This window comes from Sulfurovum sp. NBC37-1 (assembly GCF_000010345.1).
Classification (GTDB): domain Bacteria; phylum Campylobacterota; class Campylobacteria; order Campylobacterales; family Sulfurovaceae; genus Sulfurovum.
In genome coordinates, this window is record NC_009663.1 from 2,388,282 (window position 1) to 2,408,113 (window position 19,832).

Consider the following 19,832-nt stretch of genomic DNA (forward strand, 5'->3'; position numbering starts at 1 on the left):
CTTAGCACTCAATCCTTCTTTTCTGCCAAAAGTTCCCGAACGACCTCTCTGTCGTCAAAATGATGTTTCACCCCTTTGATCTCCTGATAATCCTCATCGCCTTTTCCAAGAATGAGCAGTACTTCATTGGGTTCAAGGGCCTCCAGGGCCATTTTGATCGCTAGCCGTCTGTCCGGTGTGGCTGTGACATTTTCTTTACCATGTAGGCCTACCAGAATGTCTTCCAATATCATTTCAGGGACTTCATCCCGCGGATTATCGGATGTCACATAGATCTTATTGGCGTATCTTCCGGCTGCGGCACCCATGAGAGGACGCTTCTCTTTGTCACGGTTCCCGCCTGCACCAAATACCACCGAAATATCTCTGTCTTTCATGGATTCCAATACTGCATGGATACCGTCATGTGTATGAGCAAAATCAACAATAACAAGAGGATCACGGCTTACCACTTCCATCCGCCCCGCTACACCAGCGAAGTTCTCAACCACATCACATATCTCCTGAATAGGCCTCTTGGTAAGCAGGTGTACTGAACCGATCGCCGCCATAAGGTTGAAGAGGTTGAAAAGCCCCATCATCGGTGAATGGAAGGTTGCTTCTTCCTGCATATACTTGATCCCCGCTGTAATACCGTGCAGCAGGGAAAATGCCTGCACTTTATAGGTTGCCGGTTCATCGACACCGTAACTGTAAGCATTCTTCGGGTTATAGGTGATATTATTGATATCATCTTTATTGAGCAATTTCATCGTGTCATCAGCAAAGAAAAGACTTTTGACACGTCTGTATTCCTCCACTGTTCCATGATAATCCAAATGGTCACTGGTGACATTCGTATGCACTTTCAGCGCAAAAGTGATCCCCTCTATACGCTTCTGATCGATCGCATGGGAACTCACCTCCATAATAAAGTAGTTACATCCCATATCCATCGTCTGCTTCATATTGTGTAACGTCTCAAGAATGGACGGCGTTGTCATACTCTTCTCTTCTATACGCTTCTCTTCGGCGAAAAGCCCCCGTGTTCCCTGGAGGGCAGGTTTCTTATCAAGATCAAGCAGAAAAGAGTAGATCGCTGCAGTAACTGTCGTCTTTCCGTTCGTTCCGGTTACACCCACCACTTTCATAGCATCCAGTCCCCAGAAAGCTATTAATTCATCCGGGGTAATGGAAGCAGGTTTACTCTCAAGTTTTTCATAATAGGGTCTATTTTGGGAGGTCAGGAGAAAAAGAGTCTCTTCATCCAACAACATCGTATTATCAGTGAGGTAACTGTACCCTTCTTTGTCAAAGTCAATTTTCACTTTTTCATTCCCTGCACTACATTATAGAGTGCCAGCACTTCCTGGTCATTACCAAAAAGGCTTGCAGTCGCATCAAGGTATCCCAATGCCATTTCATCAAATCCTTCATCAGCAAGCTTAGTCACAAAATCGATGAACTCATCTTTATCCGTGATCACCACTTTTGTAGAGAACATAATATCTTCAAAGGCCTGTCTAAAATTGCCTCTGCTCTCAACCAATCTGAGGAAATCACTATATCTGATACCATCACCATACTCGATCTGTTCTTCTTCTGGTACATCAAGCAATTCGTAAATACTTTCTTTCGTTGTATCCAGAGAGTTGATGAGCGAGTGTATGATCTCTACTGCATTCTTCTTTTCTTCTTTGATCATCTGATAATAATCGAACAGTGCCTGTGCCTCTTCTCCACTCTCGTCTCCGAGATCGCTCAGGTAGGCACCGACTTTTGCTTCATCCAGAGAAGGATAATCCTTCAGGATCAGAGCATATGATCTCAAAGCTTTTGCATAGTTACCCTGAAGAAATTCCTTCTCGGCACGCTGTAATAATATATCTTGACTTACTTTACTCATTTTATCCTAATTGATCCAGTTTATCTTCCCATCCCTGTGGAACGCTCATAACAGTGATCTCAGGGTGTATCAGGGTCTTCAGCTGTCGTTCTACACCGAACTTGATGGTCGTGCCGGCACTTCCGCATCCCACACATGCTCCCTGCAGCTGTACATATACTACACCATCTTTAATATCAACCAGTTCTATATCACCACCATCAAGCTTGATGGATGGCCTCACCTTCTCAATCACATCTTTTACAGCCGGTTCCAACTCTTCATCAGTAAACGGGATCAATGTATCTCCTTACATTTTGGCGGCTCTGCATATACTGCAAACCTATATTATAGTTATTATTATAACAAATTCATAGTAAAAGCCTATGGCATACTATCTGTTAAAGTTTATACACTAAAAGTTCTGTTTTGTCAATGTATTTAGGATATTTTGAACTGTTTTTATAAAATAGAAGAGCCCGAAATAAAAAACAAGGAATTTACAATGAAGTAAAAGGGGGAAATGGGCTCTTCAAAAGACAGCCAAGGGGAGGGCCAAGAGATAAAAACAAAGAAGTCTTACAATTTTTTGGACAAGGAGTAAAACAAAAAATCTCTTGAAAGGATTGGCTACCTTTTCTAATTATATTATAACCCTTGGGGGGTAAATGAATAGTAAAATTTCTATTGATAATTGATTAATCCTGATAGCACGTATATGAAGCAATTGATAATAAAAAAAATGATTGTAAAAAGAAGAAGTCAATGTAAAACTCAAAGTGGCAGCGACCTACATTCCCACAGACGTAGCCTGCAGTATTATCGGCGATGGGAGGCTTGACTTCCAGGTTCGGAATGGAGCTGGGTATGACCCTCCCTCTAGCCCCACCACTAAGAGAGAGATGAACACCGTAGTGTGCATGTCTCTCTTTGCTTTTGGAAAGCTTGAGAAACTTAGTATTGTTAAGAGCCTAAATAATGTTTACAATTACAATCTGCAAGTACCTTTTTCTGAACGCTCAGCGCTAAGCGCTAAACGCTCTGCCTTGCACTTAGCAAGGTAGTACCTATTGAAGAATAAAGTAAATACAAACGATCTATTAGTACTGGTCAGCTAAATGACTTTCATCACTTACACACCCAGCCTATCAACGCAGTAGTCTTCTGCGGATCTTCAGGGAAGATTCATCTTGGAGTTGGCTTCCCGCTTAGATGCTTTCAGCGGTTATCACATCCGAACATAGCTACCCAGCGATGCCCTTGGCAGGACAACTGGTACACCAGTGGTTCGTTCACCCCGGTCCTCTCGTACTAGGGGCAACTCTCCTCAATCTTCCAACGCCCACGGCAGATAGGGACCGAACTGTCTCACGACGTTCTGAACCCAGCTCGCGTACCGCTTTAAATGGCGAACAGCCATACCCTTGGGACCTGCTTCAGCCCCAGGATGCGATGAGCCGACATCGAGGTGCCAAACCTCCCCGTCGATGTGAGCTCTTGGGGGAGATCAGCCTGTTATCCCCGGCGTACCTTTTATCCTTTGAGCGATGGCCCTTCCACACAGAACCACCGGATCACTATGACCGACTTTCGTCTCTGCTCGACATGTACGTCTCGCAGTTAAGCTGGCTTGTACCATTATACTCTGCGATGGATTTCCAACCCATCTGAGCCAACCTTTGTAAGCCTCCGTTACTTTTTAGGAGGCGACCGCCCCAGTCAAACTACCCACCAGACATTGTCCTCCGCCGGGATAACCGGCGCAAGTTAGCAATCAGAATATATAAGGGTGGTATCTCAAGGATGGCTCCGCTGCAGCTAGCGCCACAGCATCAAAGCCTCCCACCTATCCTGCACAAATATATCCCAATTGCAGTGTCAAGCTATAGTAAAGGTGCACGGGGTCTTTCCGTCTTGCCGCGGGTAGGAGGAATTTTCACCTCCACTACAATTTCACTGGATCCCTGGTCGAGACAGCTCCCATCTCGTTACGCCATTCATGCAGGTCGGTATTTAACCGACAAGGAATTTCGCTACCTTAGGACCGTTATAGTTACGGCCGCCGTTTACTTGGGCTTCGATCAAGAGCTTCGTTCCGAAGAACTAACCCCATCAATTAACCTTCAAGCACCGGGCAGGCGTCACACCTTATACATCCTCTTGCGAGTTAGCAAAGTGCTGTGTTTTTGATAAACAGTCGGGAGGGACTCTTTGTTGCAACCTCTTTGGCTTTCGGACGCGAAGTCCTATACCAAAGGAGGCACACCTTATTCCGAAGTTACGGTGCTAGTTTGCAGAGTTCCTTAACCAGGGTTCTTCCACGCGCCTTAGAATACTCATCTCACCCACCTGTGTCGGTTTACGGTACGGGCAACTATTAATACACTTAGAGGCTTTTCTTGGCACGACGGTATCAACGATTCTGGCTTTACTCCGAAGAGCGCAGCCAGCCTGTCAGGTCTCGAAAACAGCCGGCGGATTTTCCTATCCGGCTTATCTACACCCTTCGAGCCACTATTCCATCAGTGACCTCGTTTAACCCTATGCGTCCCCCCTTCGTACTAAACTAATAGTTGGTATCGGAATATTAACCGATTTGCCATCGCTTACCCCTTTCGGACTCAGCTTAGGACCCGACTAACCCTACATTGACGAGCATCGTGTAGGAACCCTTGGGTTTTCGGCGAACGGGATTCTCACCCGTTTTATCGCTACTCATGCCTGCATGCTCACTTCTAGCCGCTCCACCACTCCTTACCGGTATGGCTTCAATGCTGACTAGAACGCTCTCCTACCACTTGAACTATTGTTCAAATCTACAGCTTCGGTGTCTATTTTAGCCCCGTTATATTTTCGGCGCAGAATCGCTAGACCAGTGAGCTGTTACGCTTTCTTTAAAGGATGGCTGCTTCTAAGCCAACCTCCTGGTTGTCTAAGCAACTCCACATCCTTTTCCACTTAAATAGAACTTTGGGACCTTAGCTGGTAGTCTGGGCTGTTTCCCTTTCGACGGTGGATTTTATCACCCATCGCCTGACTGCCATGAATTCACATGAGGTATTCGGAGTTTGACTGGGTTTGGTACCTTGGTATAGGCCCTAGCCCAATCAGTGCTCTACCCCCTCATGTTTCGAACATGACGCTATACCTAAATATATTTCGGAGAGAACCAGCTATCACTAAGTTTGATTGGCCTTTCACCCCTATCCACAGGTCATCGGAGAAGTTTTAAACCTTCACCCGTTCGGTCCTCCACTAGCTCTTACACCAGCTTCAACCTGCCCATGGATAGATCACTTAGTTTCGGGTCTACAGCAACTAACTTGGCGCCCTATTCAGACTCGCTTTCGCTACGGCTTCTCGTTTGATTAACCTTGCTAGTCACCATAACTCGCAGGCTCATTATGCAAAAGGCAGTCCATCACCCTGTATAAAACATAGGGCTCTGAATGATTGTAGGCAGATGGTTTCAGGTTCTATTTCACTCCGCTTGCCGCGGTTCTTTTCACCTTTCCCTCACGGTACTGGTTCACTATCGATCCTGGAGTAGTATTTAGCCTTGGAAGGTGGTCCTCCCATTTTCAGTCAGGGTTACACGTGTCCCGACCTACTCGAATAGTCCATGGTTAGTTTTCGTTTACGGGACTTTCACCCTCTACGGTCAAGCATTCCAGCTTATTCTACTAACACCCCACAGAGTTTAGGGCTAATCCCATTTCGCTCGCCGCTACTTTGGGAATCTCGGTTGATTTCTTTTCCTGCAGGTACTGAGATGTTTCACTTCCCTGCGTTCGCTCTCTCGAAAGAGTAACATGACTCGCGCCATGCTGGGTTGCCCCATTCGGAAACCCGGGGATCAAAGCTTCTTGGCAGCTCCCCCCGGCTTATCGCAGCCTAGTACGTCCTTCATCGCCTCTCCTGGTCTAGGCATCCACCATCTGCCCTTAGATTAATTTGACTTAATTCTAAGGTACTACCTTATTAAATGCAAAATGAACTGTTTGTGTCTTACCACTTTGGTTCGTTTTTTGTATGTTTAATAAGTTGAAGATTTCTTACGTCTTCTAATTTATTGAGTTTCTTGCACATGAAAGATATTAAGTCTGAAGAACAAGTTCTTCTTGTTAATATTTTCTGTTAAATTGTAATTGTTTTGTAAAATTTGATTCAAACGTTTATAAATAAACATTCTCTTCGCGTTTTGCAACATTACGTTAGACTCTTAACAATAATAAGTTAAATAACTTTAGGTGTAAAACCTAATATAAATACTCTTGGATGAATATTTATATTAAGTTTTTTCTTCCACATGATTTCGTGTAGATTGTGCGAAATATTTTAAACGAAGCGTACCAAGGTACGTGAGTTTCAAACTTTCGTGCAATATGCATGAAATGGTGGAGAATAACGGGATCGAACCGATGACCTCCTGCGTGCAAAGCAGGCGCTCTCCCAGCTGAGCTAATTCCCCAAATTAAGTCAAAGATCCCAATGATCTTTATCAACCAAACATAAGCTACTGAATAAACAGTGCAAACAAACCATCGTCTTATCGATTGTGATAATACTCTGTGAGGAAATATCATCTATACTCTTGAAAGGAGGTGATCCAACCGCAGGTTCTCCTACGGTTACCTTGTTACGACTTCACCCCAGTCGCTGATCCCACCGTGGAGGGTAGCCAGTTTAGCTTCCCCGCTTCGGGTGAAATCAACTCCCATGGTGTGACGGGCGGTGAGTACAAGACCCGGGAACGTATTCACCGTAGCATAGCTGATCTACGATTACTAGTGATTCCAGCTTCATGTAGTCGAGTTGCAGACTACAATCCGAACTGAGAACAGGTTTATAGATTTGCTCCACCTCGCGGTATCGCGTCTCATTGTCCTGCCCATTGTAGCACGTGTGTTGCCCTGGCCGTAAGGGCCATGATGACTTGACGTCGTCCTCACCTTCCTCCTCCTTGCGAAGGCAGTCTCACTAGAGTCCTCGGCCGAACCGTTAGTAACTAGTGACGAGGGTTGCGCTCGTTGCGGGACTTAACCCAACATCTCACGACACGAGCTGACGACAGCCGTGCAGCACCTGTTTTCGAGCTCCCGAAGGCACTCCAGCATCTCTGCCGGATTCTCTCAATGTCAAGGCCAGGTAAGGTTCTTCGCGTATCTTCGAATTAAACCACATGCTCCACCACTTGTGCGGGTCCCCGTCTATTCCTTTGAGTTTTAATCTTGCGACCGTACTCCCCAGGCGGAATGTTTAATGCGTTAGCTGCATCACCGAAGACACTAGGCCTCCGACGACTAACATTCATCGTTTAGGGCGTGGACTACCAGGGTATCTAATCCTGTTTGCTCCCCACGCTTTCGCGCCTCAGCGTCAGTACTGTTCCAGAAGATCGCCTTCGCTTTTGGTATTCCTAGTTATCTCTACGGATTTTACCCCTACACAACTAATTCCATCTTCCCCTCCCAGACTCTAGCCTAATAGTTTTGGATGCAGTTCTATGGTTGAGCCATAGGCTTTCACATCCAACTTAAAAGGCCGCCTGCGCGCGCTTTACGCCCAGTGATTCCGAGTAACGCTTGCACCCTCCGTATTACCGCGGCTGCTGGCACGGAGTTAGCCGGTGCTTATTCATATGGTACCGTCATTATCTTCCCATATAAAAGGAGTTTACACACCGAAATGCGTCATCCTCCACGCGGCGTTGCTGCATCAGAGTTTCCTCCATTGTGCAATATTCCCCACTGCTGCCTCCCGTAGGAGTCTGGACCGTGTCTCAGTTCCAGTGTGGCTGATCATCCTCTCAGACCAGCTAGGCGTCATTGGCTTGGTAGGCTCTTACCCCACCAACTACCTGATACCATATAGTCTCATCCCTTGGCGAAAAAACATTTCCCAACTTTAATTAATAAAGAAGGAGTATGAGGTATTAATCACCGTTTCCAGTGGCTATCCCTCTCCAAGGGGCAAATTAACTATACATTACTCACCCGTCCGCCACTTAGCTGACACTCTAGCAAGCTAGAGCCGTTCTCGTTCGACTTGCATGTGTTAAGCACGCCGCCAGCGTTCACTCTGAGCCAGGATCAAACTCTCCATTATAAAATAGAATGGTTTGAACCATTGTCAGAATCACTTAAGTTATTTCTACTTAAGTTAATTCATATCACTTTTTTGTTAAAAAGTGCAAAAATTAAATCTCAAATAGACGTTGATTTGTTTACTTATATTTGGTTGTCAAAGATCACTCAATAACACTCTTTCTAGCAACTCGCTAGCCGTCCATGTGTTGTTGGACGCGTATTATAGCACCGAAGTTCTTATTTGTCAAGGGTTTTTACGAAATATTTATGTTTTTTTGTGTTTTTTTTCTTTGCCTACATTATATATAACAATAGAGCACAATATTTTTTTAAAGATACAAACTATATTTCGCTATAATCTTTTCAATAAATTATGGATCGGGAGAGAAGATGTATCAGTTGGCGTATGAGAAACCAAAAGTGACCTTGTTGCAGGAATCCGGTCTCGGGGTTGCGGAAATAGCGGCAAGGACCTGTTATGACAGTTTTGAGAACTCGGAGAACGCGTCTGTCAAACATGCCATGGAACATCTTGACAGAGATGCCGTCAACAGCATAGACGACTCCGACCTTCTGAAAAACCTTGCCTGGGTACATCACCATCACTCCATCATAGAGCATGCTACACTAAGTTACCTCATTCAGGGAACATCAAGAGGTGTGCTACAGGAGCATGCAAGGCACAGACTGCAGGCTATCTCTGTACGCAGTACACGCTACACGATGTCCTCTGTCATCAATGCGTTCGTTGCTTCAATCGAGAGTGAGGATCCTTTTGCCTTCTTCCTGGAGAAAGTGCTTGCACTCAAACTCTTTGTCATCAGCGATGAGGAGTACCTTGCCATAGAGATCCGTGCCATCTTCAACAAGCTGATGTTCCAGTACGAAAGAGATGATGAATTTATAGATTCTGCCGTTGCGAAATCCTCCTTGCATTATATTAAGGATTATGAGGGAGATGCAGAGAAGCTTTTTGAGCTACTGCAAAAAGGCAAGAAAAAACGAAATGTCGGAGACAAGTTCAAACACATTGTCTCGGACAACTGGAAGGTCGATATGGTGGTCACTTTCAATATACGCAGTCTCAAGAACTATTTCGACCTCAGGGATTCAGGCGCGGCATGGTTCCAGATACAGTGGCTTGCCCAGGCGATGAAAGAGGTCACCCCGGTAAAATACCTCAAACTGATCGACAAAGAGTACCGGAACGTGTAAATTCTGACCGAGCTTTCCTCAAAAATTATCATATTCTGAAAAAAAGCTTAGTAAATATGATAAAATTAACAAAGAAACAACCAAATTGTTATTTTTTTGTTAAAAAACTTGACATTCCTTAATATAAAGAGATATAATTATATCGTTAAATAAAAAACATTCTAAAGGAATAAAAATGAAAAAGTTAAATCTTTCGTTAGCAGCAATTTTTGCAATGGGTACATTCGCAGTAGCGGGTGGTGATATCGCTCCAGTAGAGCCAGTAGTTGAAGAGCCAGTCATCGAGTCAACAGGTAACTTCTATCTTGGACTTGCATATGGTGCATTGAATGGTGAAACAACTGAAACAGCCACTGCTCCAAGTGGTGCTACTTTCGTGAATACTCCAATTGACGATACTTTCAGTGAAGTCATGATTCAGGCTGGTTACAACTTCAACGATTATATTGCAGTGGAAGGTAGATATTGGTTTGGTATGTCTGAAACTATAAATTATACCTTTGTTGGGAACCAAGACACAACTATCGATGCATGGGGAATTTATGTTAAGCCACAATACCCTGTAACGGATGCATTCAATATTTATGCACTTCTTGGTTATGGTTCAGCAGACCTTTCTATCGATAATGTTGCAGGCACAGGATTAGATTATGTATCTGACAGTGTTGATGGTTTCTCATGGGGTCTTGGTGCATCATACGAAGTAACAGAGAATGTTGCATTCTTCGTTGATTATGTAAATATTTATGATGATAATGATAATTATTATAATGCCTCTACAGGATATGAGTATGATGTTGATAATACGATTCAATCTTGGAACTTTGGTGTAACTTACAACTTCTAAGAAACACTTTTCAAAAGCTGAGCCTTCGGGCTTGGCATCTTTCTCCAAACATTTCCTCATAACTTTCCAACTTTTATTTAAACTATTTGACTATAATACTCTCTGTATAGAATTTATTATAGGAGCACTCTTTGCGCTTTACTCTCTTTTTACTCTTTTTTGTTTTTTTCAGCCATCCTCTTGTTGCACAGATACTTTCGGTCGATACTATTTCTGCCAATATACAGAACGACCTGCAGACCAAGCTCAAAGGCGAGAACAGAGCGATCGTACAGAACCTTTATGCCAGGACAGGGAAGAAACCTTTATGGGTAGGCACTGCCAACAAGCAGAAAATGAGCCAGCTTATACAGGCACTGAACGATCCGCTCTACAACTACAAGAACAAAGCATTCAACCAGAACGCGATAAAAAAACTCACTTACATGCTGGACAACAACCAGTACTCTGCGGTAAAAAAAGCTGCTGTGTACAGCAGGCTTGACATTGTCCTTAGCTCTGCTTTTGTCTACCTTGTCCGTTTTATAGTGCAGGGAGATGTAGACTGGGACCTGGTGCAAAAGAAGTTCAAAGCCCTGAGAGAAAGTGATGACATCCGTGCGGACTGGGAGATATCACCCAAGTCCTTTCCAAGCGAAGAGGCGCTGGCCCAGGCAGTTTCCGGCGGAAACATACATGCCTACCTCAACTCCCTGCTTCCGATGGAAAAATCGTACAGACGGCTGGTGAAACGGCTTGAGAACTACCGGGTTATGGAGAAGTTTCCGAAGATCAAGTACAGCAACGATCCGCTCAAACTCGGTGACTGGAGCCCCCGTGTCAAGGAGGTCAAAAAACGCTTGCAGATCTCCGGTGACTACCCAAAAAATGCACCTGTCGACTGGAAATTCGACCGGAGACTGGAACAGGCGGTCAAAACCTACCAGAAACGTTATCTGCTGAAAATAACCGGACAGGTTGACAAAACAACGATGTACTACCTCAATCAGCCTGCCTCGAAGAACATCAAAGCGATCATCGTCAACCTTGACAAGACCAAACTCTACCCCAAACATTTTGAAAATGAATATATCGCCGTCAATGTGCCCGACTTCAACCTGCGTTATTACAGAAACGGAGAGATGATATTTAAAACAGGTATTGTCGTAGGGCGCATCGACAGGCCGACACCGATCTTCAGCGACAAGATAGAATATATGGTCATCAACCCTACATGGACGATCCCCGACAACCTGATCAAGCGGGATCTCATCCATGTGCTTCGGGAGAATCCTGCCTATCTCGAGGAGAATAACATCCATGTCTTTTCGGGGAACAAGGAGATCACTGTCACACAGGAGATGCTCGACCCCTACGAGCACAGCGACAAAAAAGTACCCTACCGCTTCGTTCAATACCCCGGAGACAGCAATGCGCTGGGGCGCATCAAATTCATGTTCCCGAACAAGTACTCCGTCTATCTTCACGACACCGACAACAAAAGCCTGTTGACAAGACGTTACAAGATTTACAGTTCAGGGTGTATGCGTGTTGACAAACCTTTCGATCTGATGGACATTCTGCTAAAACATGCCAAAGGCAGGTATACGAGAGAAGACATCGATGCGATCATAGCAACGGACAAACCAAAGACCATCAGACTGAAAAAAGCCATTCCTGTGCACATACTCTATTTCACGGTTTTCGAAGAGGATGGTTTGGCATATTTCAAGAACGATATCTACCTCTACGACAAGATCATCGAAGAGTCTACGGCAGGACACAAGAAAGCTACATTTACCATGCCCAAAAAGCGTATGGGCCGGGTCAAAGAAGTTTCCGTATCGAACTAAATTCTAAAAGGTGATGCAATGAGAACAATAACACAACTAAGTATGGCCCTGGCAACTCTTTTTGTTTTGACCGCCTGTGGGGATGAAGGCAAAGAAACAAAAACAGAGACATTCAAAAATCCTGTCGATACGTACATGGACAGCCGTGTAAATGCCATGGACGATGCAAAAGCCGCTGTGGCAGAGAGCAACAATCGAAACAAAGAGCAGGAAGATGCGATGAAAGCCCTGCTGAAATAATTTGTCCGACCCTTTTTTTCGTGCTATTCCGTACTTGATACAGAATCCACATCAATACTTCGGCTCCACATTTCGGCATCTATTCTGGATTTATATGCTATCATATAGTTATAGTTGCCCTAAAACTACCGGAGAATACCATGAAACATCTACCTCGTCTTGTACTACTATTTATCTTCCTACCCGTATTGGCTTCGGCGGAACTCTTTTATGTGGGCGTTCTACAAAAAGAGACAGGATACAGTGAACAGATGCTGCTTTCAAAAGCAAAGCTTGGCCATTTGGAAAACCCAATACGCGATGCGTGGAGAGAAGGGTACAGGATCACCGACTTTTCACATTCTCCCAGACGCTGGAGCGTGGTTTTGAGCAAAGGTACAGACATAGAAAAACAGCTCTACATCCACCGCAGACTGATGTCTGACTTTAAGAAGGAGGTCCTTCATTTCCTCAGACAGGGTTATGAAGTCGTCAATGTCGAGAACGGTGTTGGTGAATGGATAGCTGTTCTGGAAAAAGGAGGTACGTTCAAAAAGAGCAGGATGAGCATCACCCGAGACCTTGAAGAGATGGAAAAGATCATCAATCAACAGAAAGAAATGGGATTTGACCTTATAGATATGGAAGCGGCGGAAGGATCCTGGGTTGCCCTTTTTGCCAGGAATACAGGATTCATTGCATCGCATTATGCTTTTAGCGAAACATGGGAAGACCTGACAAGGCAAATTGACAAGGAATGGGAAAAAGGGAACAGGATCGTCAACCTTGAATATGGTTCAAATCGATGGTTCTCACTCTATGCCAAACGCAAAATTTCACCGGAGGAACTTTACATCAGAAAACATGACTATAAAGCATTCCGACGGGCTGTACGACAATACTGGAAAGTAGGTTACAGGATCACCGATCTGGCCACAGGAAGGAATTAGGGAATTCCAAAAAATATGTCAATATGACATTTTTTGAAGTCTGTCGGGAAAAATCTTCTATACTTCATATATGAAGACGATAAAAGAGCTGCACAGGCAGGATAAACCCAGAGAAAAACTGGCAGGCAAAGGTGCCAAAGCACTGAAGAACGATGAGCTGCTGTCTGTACTTCTCGGTTCAGGTATACAGGGGAAAGATGTACGCAAACTCTCAAAAGAGATCATCTCCCTATTTGATGATGACTTTGAGAACCTCTCTCTCGATAAATTTTGCGATATCCATGGCCTCGGTATGGCAAAAGCATCCCAGATACTTGCCGCCGTGGAATTGAGCAAACGCTATCTCATTCGTTCCAACAAACGTATCTGCTCTGCAGGGGACGTCTATGATGAGCTTAAGCAGTTCAGCACCAAAACCCAAGAGCATTTTCTTACTATCACTCTTGACGGCGCTTCACATATTATCAACACGAGAACCGTCTTCATCGGTACACTGAACCAGTCACTGGTACACCCGAGAGAAGTTTTTTCAGATGCCATTTCCGACAGAGCTGCCGGCATCATCATCGCACATAACCACCCTTCAGGAACACTTGAATCCAGCAGAGCTGACATACAAATTACCCAGCGGCTCAAAGAAGTATCCAAACTGGTGGGGATAGAACTTTTGGATCATGTAATTCTTTCAAAGAACGGATACTACAGTTTTTCGGATGAGGGATTATTATAATGCATGGAATATTGATTGAAATTTAGTATAGATATATGGCAGAGAGGAAGGGATTCGAACCCTCGATGAGTTGCCCCATACACGAGTTCCAGTCGTGTCCATTATAAAATAATCAATATCCCCAGAAAGCCGTTCCTATCGTACTTTACAGAGTTTCAACTTCACCCTTTTTCTCTCCGTGCTAACAAGTAGATAACCAAATACCCTCTCAAATATATTCGAATAATATTCTAATTCAATAATAACACCCCAATATTAGTAGTGAAGTGTTAGACCATTAGACGGTTAGACGGGGAGAGGTTTTATCCTTTTCTCCCCCTGCCCTCCCAGTACAAATATCAATTTATATAAAAATAAAAATAAAATAATAATATGTGATGTTATTTGGGAGGGCAAGGGGAGAAAAGTTGTCTTACGGTCTACCCGTCTAACGTCTCACACTTCATAATTTCACTATTAATCAAAACATTCCAGATGCATATATATATTGAAAATGTATCTTAAGGAATGATGATGAGAAATACAAGAAAAAGAGAACGGGTTGCAACCGGGATCTATAAAAGAATCGATGCAAAGGGTGAAATTATTTATGATATAAATTTCAGGGATGAATTTGGGAAAAATAAGTTTCTTAAAGTGGGAAGAAAGTCAGATGGGGTCACCGTTGCCTATTGCAAACAGTATAGAAGTAAAATTATCAATATGAAATATTTGGGAGAAGATGTATCTAACATAAGAAAGAAATCTTCTATAACGTTTGATGATATCACAGAAGATTACTTTGAGTATGTGAAGTATGCAGACTTTAAAGAACCTCAATCATTTGCTAATCGCTATAGAGATCATATCAAGGATAGTCTTGGGCATTTACCCGTAGAAAGCATTACTAAAAATGATATCAATAATTTGATTATGCTGCTTAAAGATAAAAATTTGGCACCTGCAACAATTGACCGGATCAGACAGCAGGTATCTGCTACATTTAATGTGGCAATAGGGAAAGAAAAATGCAGAAACAATCCGGCAAGTGTATCAAGAGTTGATAGCAGCTCCTTGATGCGTTTGAACAAGAAAAGCATTAATAATGCAAGAGAAAGGTACCTTTCCAAGGATGAAGCCAATCTTCTGCTTAGCGAACTCAAGCTAAGAAGATTTGATGTTTACTTCATGGCTTTGCTTGCTTTAACTACTGGGGCAAGAGCTGGAGAAATATTGAAAATTCAGTATAAGGATATCGACCTTGAAAACAGATATATTAACTTGGTTGAAACCAAAAATGGATCTAGTCGCAAAATAAAAATTACCTCAAAAGTCTATGATATTCTAAATGAAATAGAGTTTGAAAGTCCAAACAAGTACCTGTTTGCAGGTAGCAAACATGATCATCTTCAAGCTATACCAAACATATACTCTATCATAGTAGGAGAATTATTCAATAGTGAGCTGGATTCAAGAGATACAAAACATAGGGTATGTTTCCATACGCTTAGGCATACATTTGCAAGTTGGCTTGCCATTAATGGAACACCTATCTTTACAATCCAAAAGCTTATGGGGCATAAAGACATCAATATGACACTTCGATATGCGAAGCTAAGTCCTGATGCCGGCGTAGAGGCAGTAAATAGTTTGGAAGAGAAGTTTATAGAATAAGTAGCCCATATATACATGTTTGTGTTTGATCAAAAAGAATGATATCTTCTTTATATATTATTATCGAAGGAGAATCAACACGATGGGAAAACATACTATAATTAACGATGCGAAAGATATGATACAAGTAGATAAAAAAGGCTACTATATCTATAGAGATAATTGCCAAATAATAATGAAAAAATTAAAAGAGGGGAAATATGATGGTGTCCGTAATTATTATAAAGAAGCAAGAGAAGCAGGAGATTTAGACAGGGAAAAACCATATGCAAGAGAACTGAATCGTATACTCTGGGGGTTCCTACGTGCAAACAAAAAGAGTAAAAAGGATTTACAGATTCTCGATACAGCTATAGCCATATTTCTTGATACAATTAGTACACTAGAAAGTATAGAAAATTCTAAACCAGTATCAGAATATCTTTATAATCATGGCTATAAATCATATGTAGACTTTGCCCAATATCTCAACAATAAATATGGTATTGATGCCAAGGAATATCAGCAAGCAAAATCAAATGGATTTAAAATTAATGAACAATCTTCCGAGGATGATTTACTGTATGGAAATGAACCAATATATAATTCTTCAAGAATGACAGAGGCAATTCTCTCCATACTTAAAAATAACAAAAAGGAATTATTGAAATCCAGTGATTTTGGATACTCCATCTTGGAGCATGGACTAAAACAAAAAGAGATATATCCAATTTATAAGCAAAATTATGGATTGCCTCCTCTTCAGGTCATTAAGTCAACCAAAGTGGTGCTAGAATTTAGTATCCTTGATGATAAAAAGTATATTGATCATATGCTAAAAGAAGCGTATGGGAAAGAAAAAAGATTTCATAGGATTACATCATCATCAGAGAAGAGTAGGCTTCTTAGTGCCATAAATCACAAAGAAGAAAAATTTGTATCTATTAATATGTTACAAAAAGCACTTATTCTATACCAGTATACTCAGGATGGAGAAGAAGTATTAGATAGCAAAGATGCTTGGTATATTTTTATTTTCCATGCATTCTTATTTGCATACTCAGAAAAATCAAAAACGACTGACATGCAACCTTGCAAGAATCTAGTATATAGAAGTAGAGATGTAATCACCTACTCTGTACTAAAAAACGAGATAAAAAAACAAACAGAAATAATAGAATCTTTATTAAATTTAACTCACTAAATTACCAAGCTCCTATTTGGGCTTTGGTAATATCCTAAATTGCCTTATAAAATCCATACTCACATAATTCCATAAAGATTCCGAAATACCCAATCATCATCTTATCAAGAGCTAAACGCAATCTTTTACACAAACCAGACATAAAGTTGTCATACTTCTATTGTAGTATAGAATATTAACTCCCAAACAAAAGGACATTCCATGGATAAAATTAACATCAAAGTTGTTGGTATTGGTGGCGGTGGAGGGAGCAGTGTTGCCTATATGGCAGATACGGGACTTGAAAATGTTGATTTTATGGTTATTCACACAGACAAGTCAGCTCTTGATGCTTCGCCTATAGAAAATAAAATACTATTGGGTGGGGGTACAGATATAGAGATGGATCCTGCCGCAGGGGAATCGGCTGCTTTGGCGAATTATGAGGAGATAAAAACAAAGCTTCACGGAGCAGACCTGATTTTGATAATTGCCGCATTTGGAGGAGCCACAGGAACCGGTGCTGCACCCATTGTTGCCAGAGCTGCTAAAAAAGTAGGTGCTTTGGCAATCCCTATTGTGACGACCCCATTTAAATTTGAAGGCAGAAAGAGAAGAAATATCGCCAACCAGGGAATTGAAGACCTGTTGGCTGAGTGTGGCTTGGTTATCGTAGTTCCAAATGAAGAAATTTTATCAATGGTACTAGACAATCTGGGTATCCGTGAAGCTTTTTATATAATAGACAAGCTTGTTTGTTGGATTGCAGGCAGCATTACGAAAAGTATGGTTTCTTGTGGAGAAAAAGATGTCTGTCTTGATTTAGAAAATATAAAAGCCGTATTGGGGCACAAAGGCATTGCATGGGTAGGTACATCGGGGTATATAAACAGCATGAGTGCCACATCTGCATTGGAAAAGGCTATTGGGTCTCCACTGCTTCATGATGTATCCCTTGATGAAGCCAAAGGTATTTTGGTTCATTTTGATGTACATTCAAACTACTCTTACGATGAGATTGTTAAAGCAATGGAAATATTGAAAGAACATAGCGGGGAAGGCGTGCTGGTGAAGTTTTCTGTCTCAGAAAATAAATGCATGGACCCATATGAGTATAAAGCTGCATTAATCGCAGTGGGTTTTGATGCTGACATGGAAGTGATTGCCAAATCAGATCCCCGTAAGTGTGAACAGGATGAAATTCTTGATGTTCCAGTTTTATTAAAGAGAGCATAGCTGGGATGGATAAGCAGGTACACAACTATAACAGAGAATGTTGCGGTGTCAAAGCCTGGAGGCTGTTCAAAATAAAAATATTGGGAGGTAAAATGATCGCAGACAGAAACGATCCGCTGAGTATGGCTGACTACTATACAATTATGCGTAAAAAAGGATACATCAACGGATATTATGGAAGCACTTCTATTGATAAAGTTGCAGAAGAGGTCAAGGTAAAACTAGGGAAGGCTCTTTTGTCGGCGCAGGGAGTATCAGTCCTGTTGTATATGAATGAACGTATGCAGCAATCGGATATAGAAAATATGTGGTTGCAGATAGAGGCATTGATTCACCCAGGTGCAAGCATAATGCTTAACACTGAAACAGATAATGGCATCTCTGGCAATATGGTGGAGTATGAGGTCTTGTTGTCGGGATTTCATTACGATAATTGAAATATGTGGCTCAGGGTTTGTGAAAATGGCTTTATATATATGTCGATAAAAAGTTTTTATATGAAGTTTGACCATTAAGAATCTGAGGTTATAATTGAACAGAAGGAGCAGAATATGACCCTATCCAAATCCCAATACATCCGTGGCTTGCAATGCTACAAGTCACTCTGGCTTTATAAACATCAACCCGAACTCAGACAAAAGCCAGATGTGCAAACCGAATCTCTTTTTGAAACAGGCTGCGAAGTCGGTGATCTTGCAAAAGAGCTTTTCCCAAATGGTATCGAGATAACTTTCAATAGCGATAACTTTAACGGCATGATAGCAAAAACCAAGGAGCTTATCGAAAGTGGTGCAGAGGTGATCTATGAGGCGACTTTCATGGAGGATGGCATTTTTGCTATGGCAGATATCTTGGTTAGAAACGGCAATATTTGGGATATCTATGAAGTTAAGGCTTCCACATATGTCAAAGAATATTACCTGGATGACATCTCCATCCAGTGGTATACCATCACGAAAGTGCTCGATCTTGGTCGTGCCTATATCGTGCATATCAACAACAAATATGTCCGAACAGGGGATTTAAGTATCAGAGAGCTGCTAAAGAGGGAGGATATGACCGATATCGTTCTTGAACGGCAGGAAGAGATTCCCCAAAAGCTTCATGAGATGGAAGAGATACTGAAAGGCAATGAACCTCATATAGATATAGGACCCCACTGTTTCAATCCGTTTGAGTGTGATTTTGTTCCATTCTGTTGGAGGCACATTCCTCAAAAGAACTCCGTATTTGACCTCTCATACGCCAGAGGGAAACAGTGGGATCTTTATAGGCAGGGAGTACTGAGCATTGAAGAGATTCCGGATGACTTTTACCTTGGTGTCAATACAGCACTCCAGGTAAAACATCACAAATCGGGTGAAGTAAAGATTGACAAAGAGAAGATCTCAGAGTTTCTGGATACTATAGTATATCCCATTAATTTCTTTGACTTCGAGACGTTTCAGGAGGCTGTACCCAGATTTGATAACCAAAGACCTTATGAGAAGATCCCTTTTCAATACTCTCTGCATATTCTCCATGAAGACGGCATATTGGAGCACAAAGAGTTTCTTGGGGATGAAAACAGTGACCCCAGAGAGCTTTTGTCACAGCAAATACTTCAAGACATTGCTTCGACTGGGTCGATAGTAGCGTTCAGCCAATCTTTCGAGATCACACAGATTAAAAATCTTGCACAGGCAAATCCCAATTTGAGTGACGCACTGCTTGCGCTCATCGACAGATTTGTCGACTTGGCATACCCGTTTCAACATAAGTACTATTATCATCCAGGGTTCAATGGCAGGTACTCCATCAAAGTGGTTTTGCCGACACTGTTCCCTGACAATGATGAACTTGACTATAAAAAACTTGGCTCAGTACAAAATGGCAGTGATGCAATGAATACCTTTGCCAAGCTGCATCTTTTGAAAGATAAAAACAAACGAGAGGAGATACGAAAAGACCTGCTTGCCTATTGCCGTTTGGATACTTTGGCGATGGTGAGGATATGGGAGAAGTTGAGGGATGCAGTTAACGAGAATGCTTAATA

The 19,832-nt window shown here is 42.3% G+C and carries 14 protein-coding genes, 1 tRNA gene and 3 rRNA genes; 11 read left to right on the plus strand and 7 right to left on the minus strand.

Annotated elements, in window-relative coordinates; genetic code table 11:
• Positions 1 to 8: 8 nt before the first annotated feature.
• The 7 genes from SUN_RS11855 to SUN_RS11885 all read right to left on the minus strand — a co-directional run bounded on the left by SUN_RS11855 (position 9) and on the right by SUN_RS11885 (position 7,972).
• Positions 9 to 1,307 (minus strand): UDP-N-acetylmuramoyl-L-alanyl-D-glutamate--2,6-diaminopimelate ligase, encoded by a 1,299-nt coding sequence (locus SUN_RS11855; protein ID WP_012084063.1) that lies wholly within the window; start codon positions 1,305 to 1,307, stop codon positions 9 to 11.
• Positions 1,304 to 1,885 carry a hypothetical protein gene (locus SUN_RS11860; RefSeq protein WP_012084064.1) on the minus strand — a complete coding sequence of 194 codons (582 nt, stop codon included), beginning with the start codon at positions 1,883 to 1,885 and terminating at the stop codon, positions 1,304 to 1,306. The genes SUN_RS11855 and SUN_RS11860 overlap by 4 nt, the downstream gene beginning before the upstream one ends.
• Before the next feature lies 1 nt (position 1,886).
• Positions 1,887 to 2,165, minus strand: coding sequence for a NifU family protein (locus SUN_RS11865; protein WP_012084065.1), 279 nt, complete (start codon positions 2,163 to 2,165; stop codon positions 1,887 to 1,889).
• 476 nt (positions 2,166 to 2,641) lie between these two features.
• Positions 2,642 to 2,757 (minus strand): 5S ribosomal RNA (gene rrf, locus SUN_RS11870).
• A 186-nt stretch (positions 2,758 to 2,943) separates the two neighbouring features.
• Positions 2,944 to 5,824: ribosomal RNA gene (locus tag SUN_RS11875) — 23S ribosomal RNA — on the minus strand.
• A 435-nt stretch (positions 5,825 to 6,259) separates the two neighbouring features.
• Positions 6,260 to 6,335, minus strand: a tRNA-Ala gene (locus SUN_RS11880).
• Between the two features lie 126 nt (positions 6,336 to 6,461).
• Positions 6,462 to 7,972, minus strand: a 16S ribosomal RNA gene (locus SUN_RS11885).
• The 16S, 23S and 5S rRNA genes sit together here with 1 tRNA gene alongside, the layout of an rRNA operon.
• A 371-nt stretch (positions 7,973 to 8,343) precedes the next feature.
• On the opposite strand from SUN_RS11885, the gene SUN_RS11890 reads away from it, so the two are divergent.
• The 11 genes from SUN_RS11890 to SUN_RS11940 all read left to right on the plus strand — a co-directional run bounded on the left by SUN_RS11890 (position 8,344) and on the right by SUN_RS11940 (position 19,830).
• A complete protein-coding gene (locus tag SUN_RS11890; protein WP_012084066.1) occupies positions 8,344 to 9,168 on the plus strand; it encodes an FAD-dependent thymidylate synthase in 825 nt (274 codons plus the stop codon).
• Positions 9,169 to 9,343: 175 nt separating this feature from the next.
• Positions 9,344 to 10,015, plus strand: coding sequence for an outer membrane protein (locus SUN_RS13200; RefSeq protein ID WP_012084067.1), 672 nt, complete (start codon positions 9,344 to 9,346; stop codon positions 10,013 to 10,015).
• A 131-nt stretch (positions 10,016 to 10,146) separates the two neighbouring features.
• A complete protein-coding gene (locus tag SUN_RS11900; protein ID WP_012084068.1) occupies positions 10,147 to 11,847 on the plus strand; it encodes a L,D-transpeptidase family protein in 1,701 nt (566 codons plus the stop codon).
• An 18-nt stretch (positions 11,848 to 11,865) separates the two neighbouring features.
• On the plus strand, positions 11,866 to 12,087 hold the full coding sequence (locus tag SUN_RS11905) for a hypothetical protein (RefSeq protein ID WP_012084069.1): 222 nt from the start codon (positions 11,866 to 11,868) through the stop codon (positions 12,085 to 12,087).
• Positions 12,088 to 12,227: 140 nt separating this feature from the next.
• Complete coding sequence (locus tag SUN_RS11910; RefSeq protein ID WP_041672783.1) at positions 12,228 to 13,016, plus strand: hypothetical protein; 789 nt, start codon at positions 12,228 to 12,230, stop codon at positions 13,014 to 13,016.
• Positions 13,017 to 13,086: 70 nt separating this feature from the next.
• A complete protein-coding gene (radC, locus tag SUN_RS11915; protein WP_012084071.1) occupies positions 13,087 to 13,746 on the plus strand; it encodes a RadC family protein in 660 nt (219 codons plus the stop codon).
• Positions 13,747 to 14,259: 513 nt separating this feature from the next.
• Complete coding sequence (locus SUN_RS11920) at positions 14,260 to 15,399, plus strand: tyrosine-type recombinase/integrase (protein WP_012084072.1); 1,140 nt, start codon at positions 14,260 to 14,262, stop codon at positions 15,397 to 15,399.
• 82 nt (positions 15,400 to 15,481) lie between these two features.
• A complete protein-coding gene (locus SUN_RS11925) occupies positions 15,482 to 16,582 on the plus strand; it encodes a hypothetical protein (RefSeq protein WP_012084073.1) in 1,101 nt (366 codons plus the stop codon).
• Between the two features lie 201 nt (positions 16,583 to 16,783).
• Entirely contained in the window at positions 16,784 to 17,797 is a 1,014-nt protein-coding gene (locus SUN_RS11930; RefSeq protein ID WP_012084074.1) for a cell division protein FtsZ, read from the plus strand.
• 5 nt (positions 17,798 to 17,802) lie between these two features.
• Positions 17,803 to 18,234, plus strand: coding sequence for a hypothetical protein (locus SUN_RS11935; protein WP_012084075.1), 432 nt, complete (start codon positions 17,803 to 17,805; stop codon positions 18,232 to 18,234).
• A gap of 114 nt (positions 18,235 to 18,348) precedes the next feature.
• Entirely contained in the window at positions 18,349 to 19,830 is a 1,482-nt protein-coding gene (locus SUN_RS11940; RefSeq protein WP_012084076.1) for a DUF2779 domain-containing protein, read from the plus strand.
• Positions 19,831 to 19,832 lie beyond the last annotated feature (2 nt).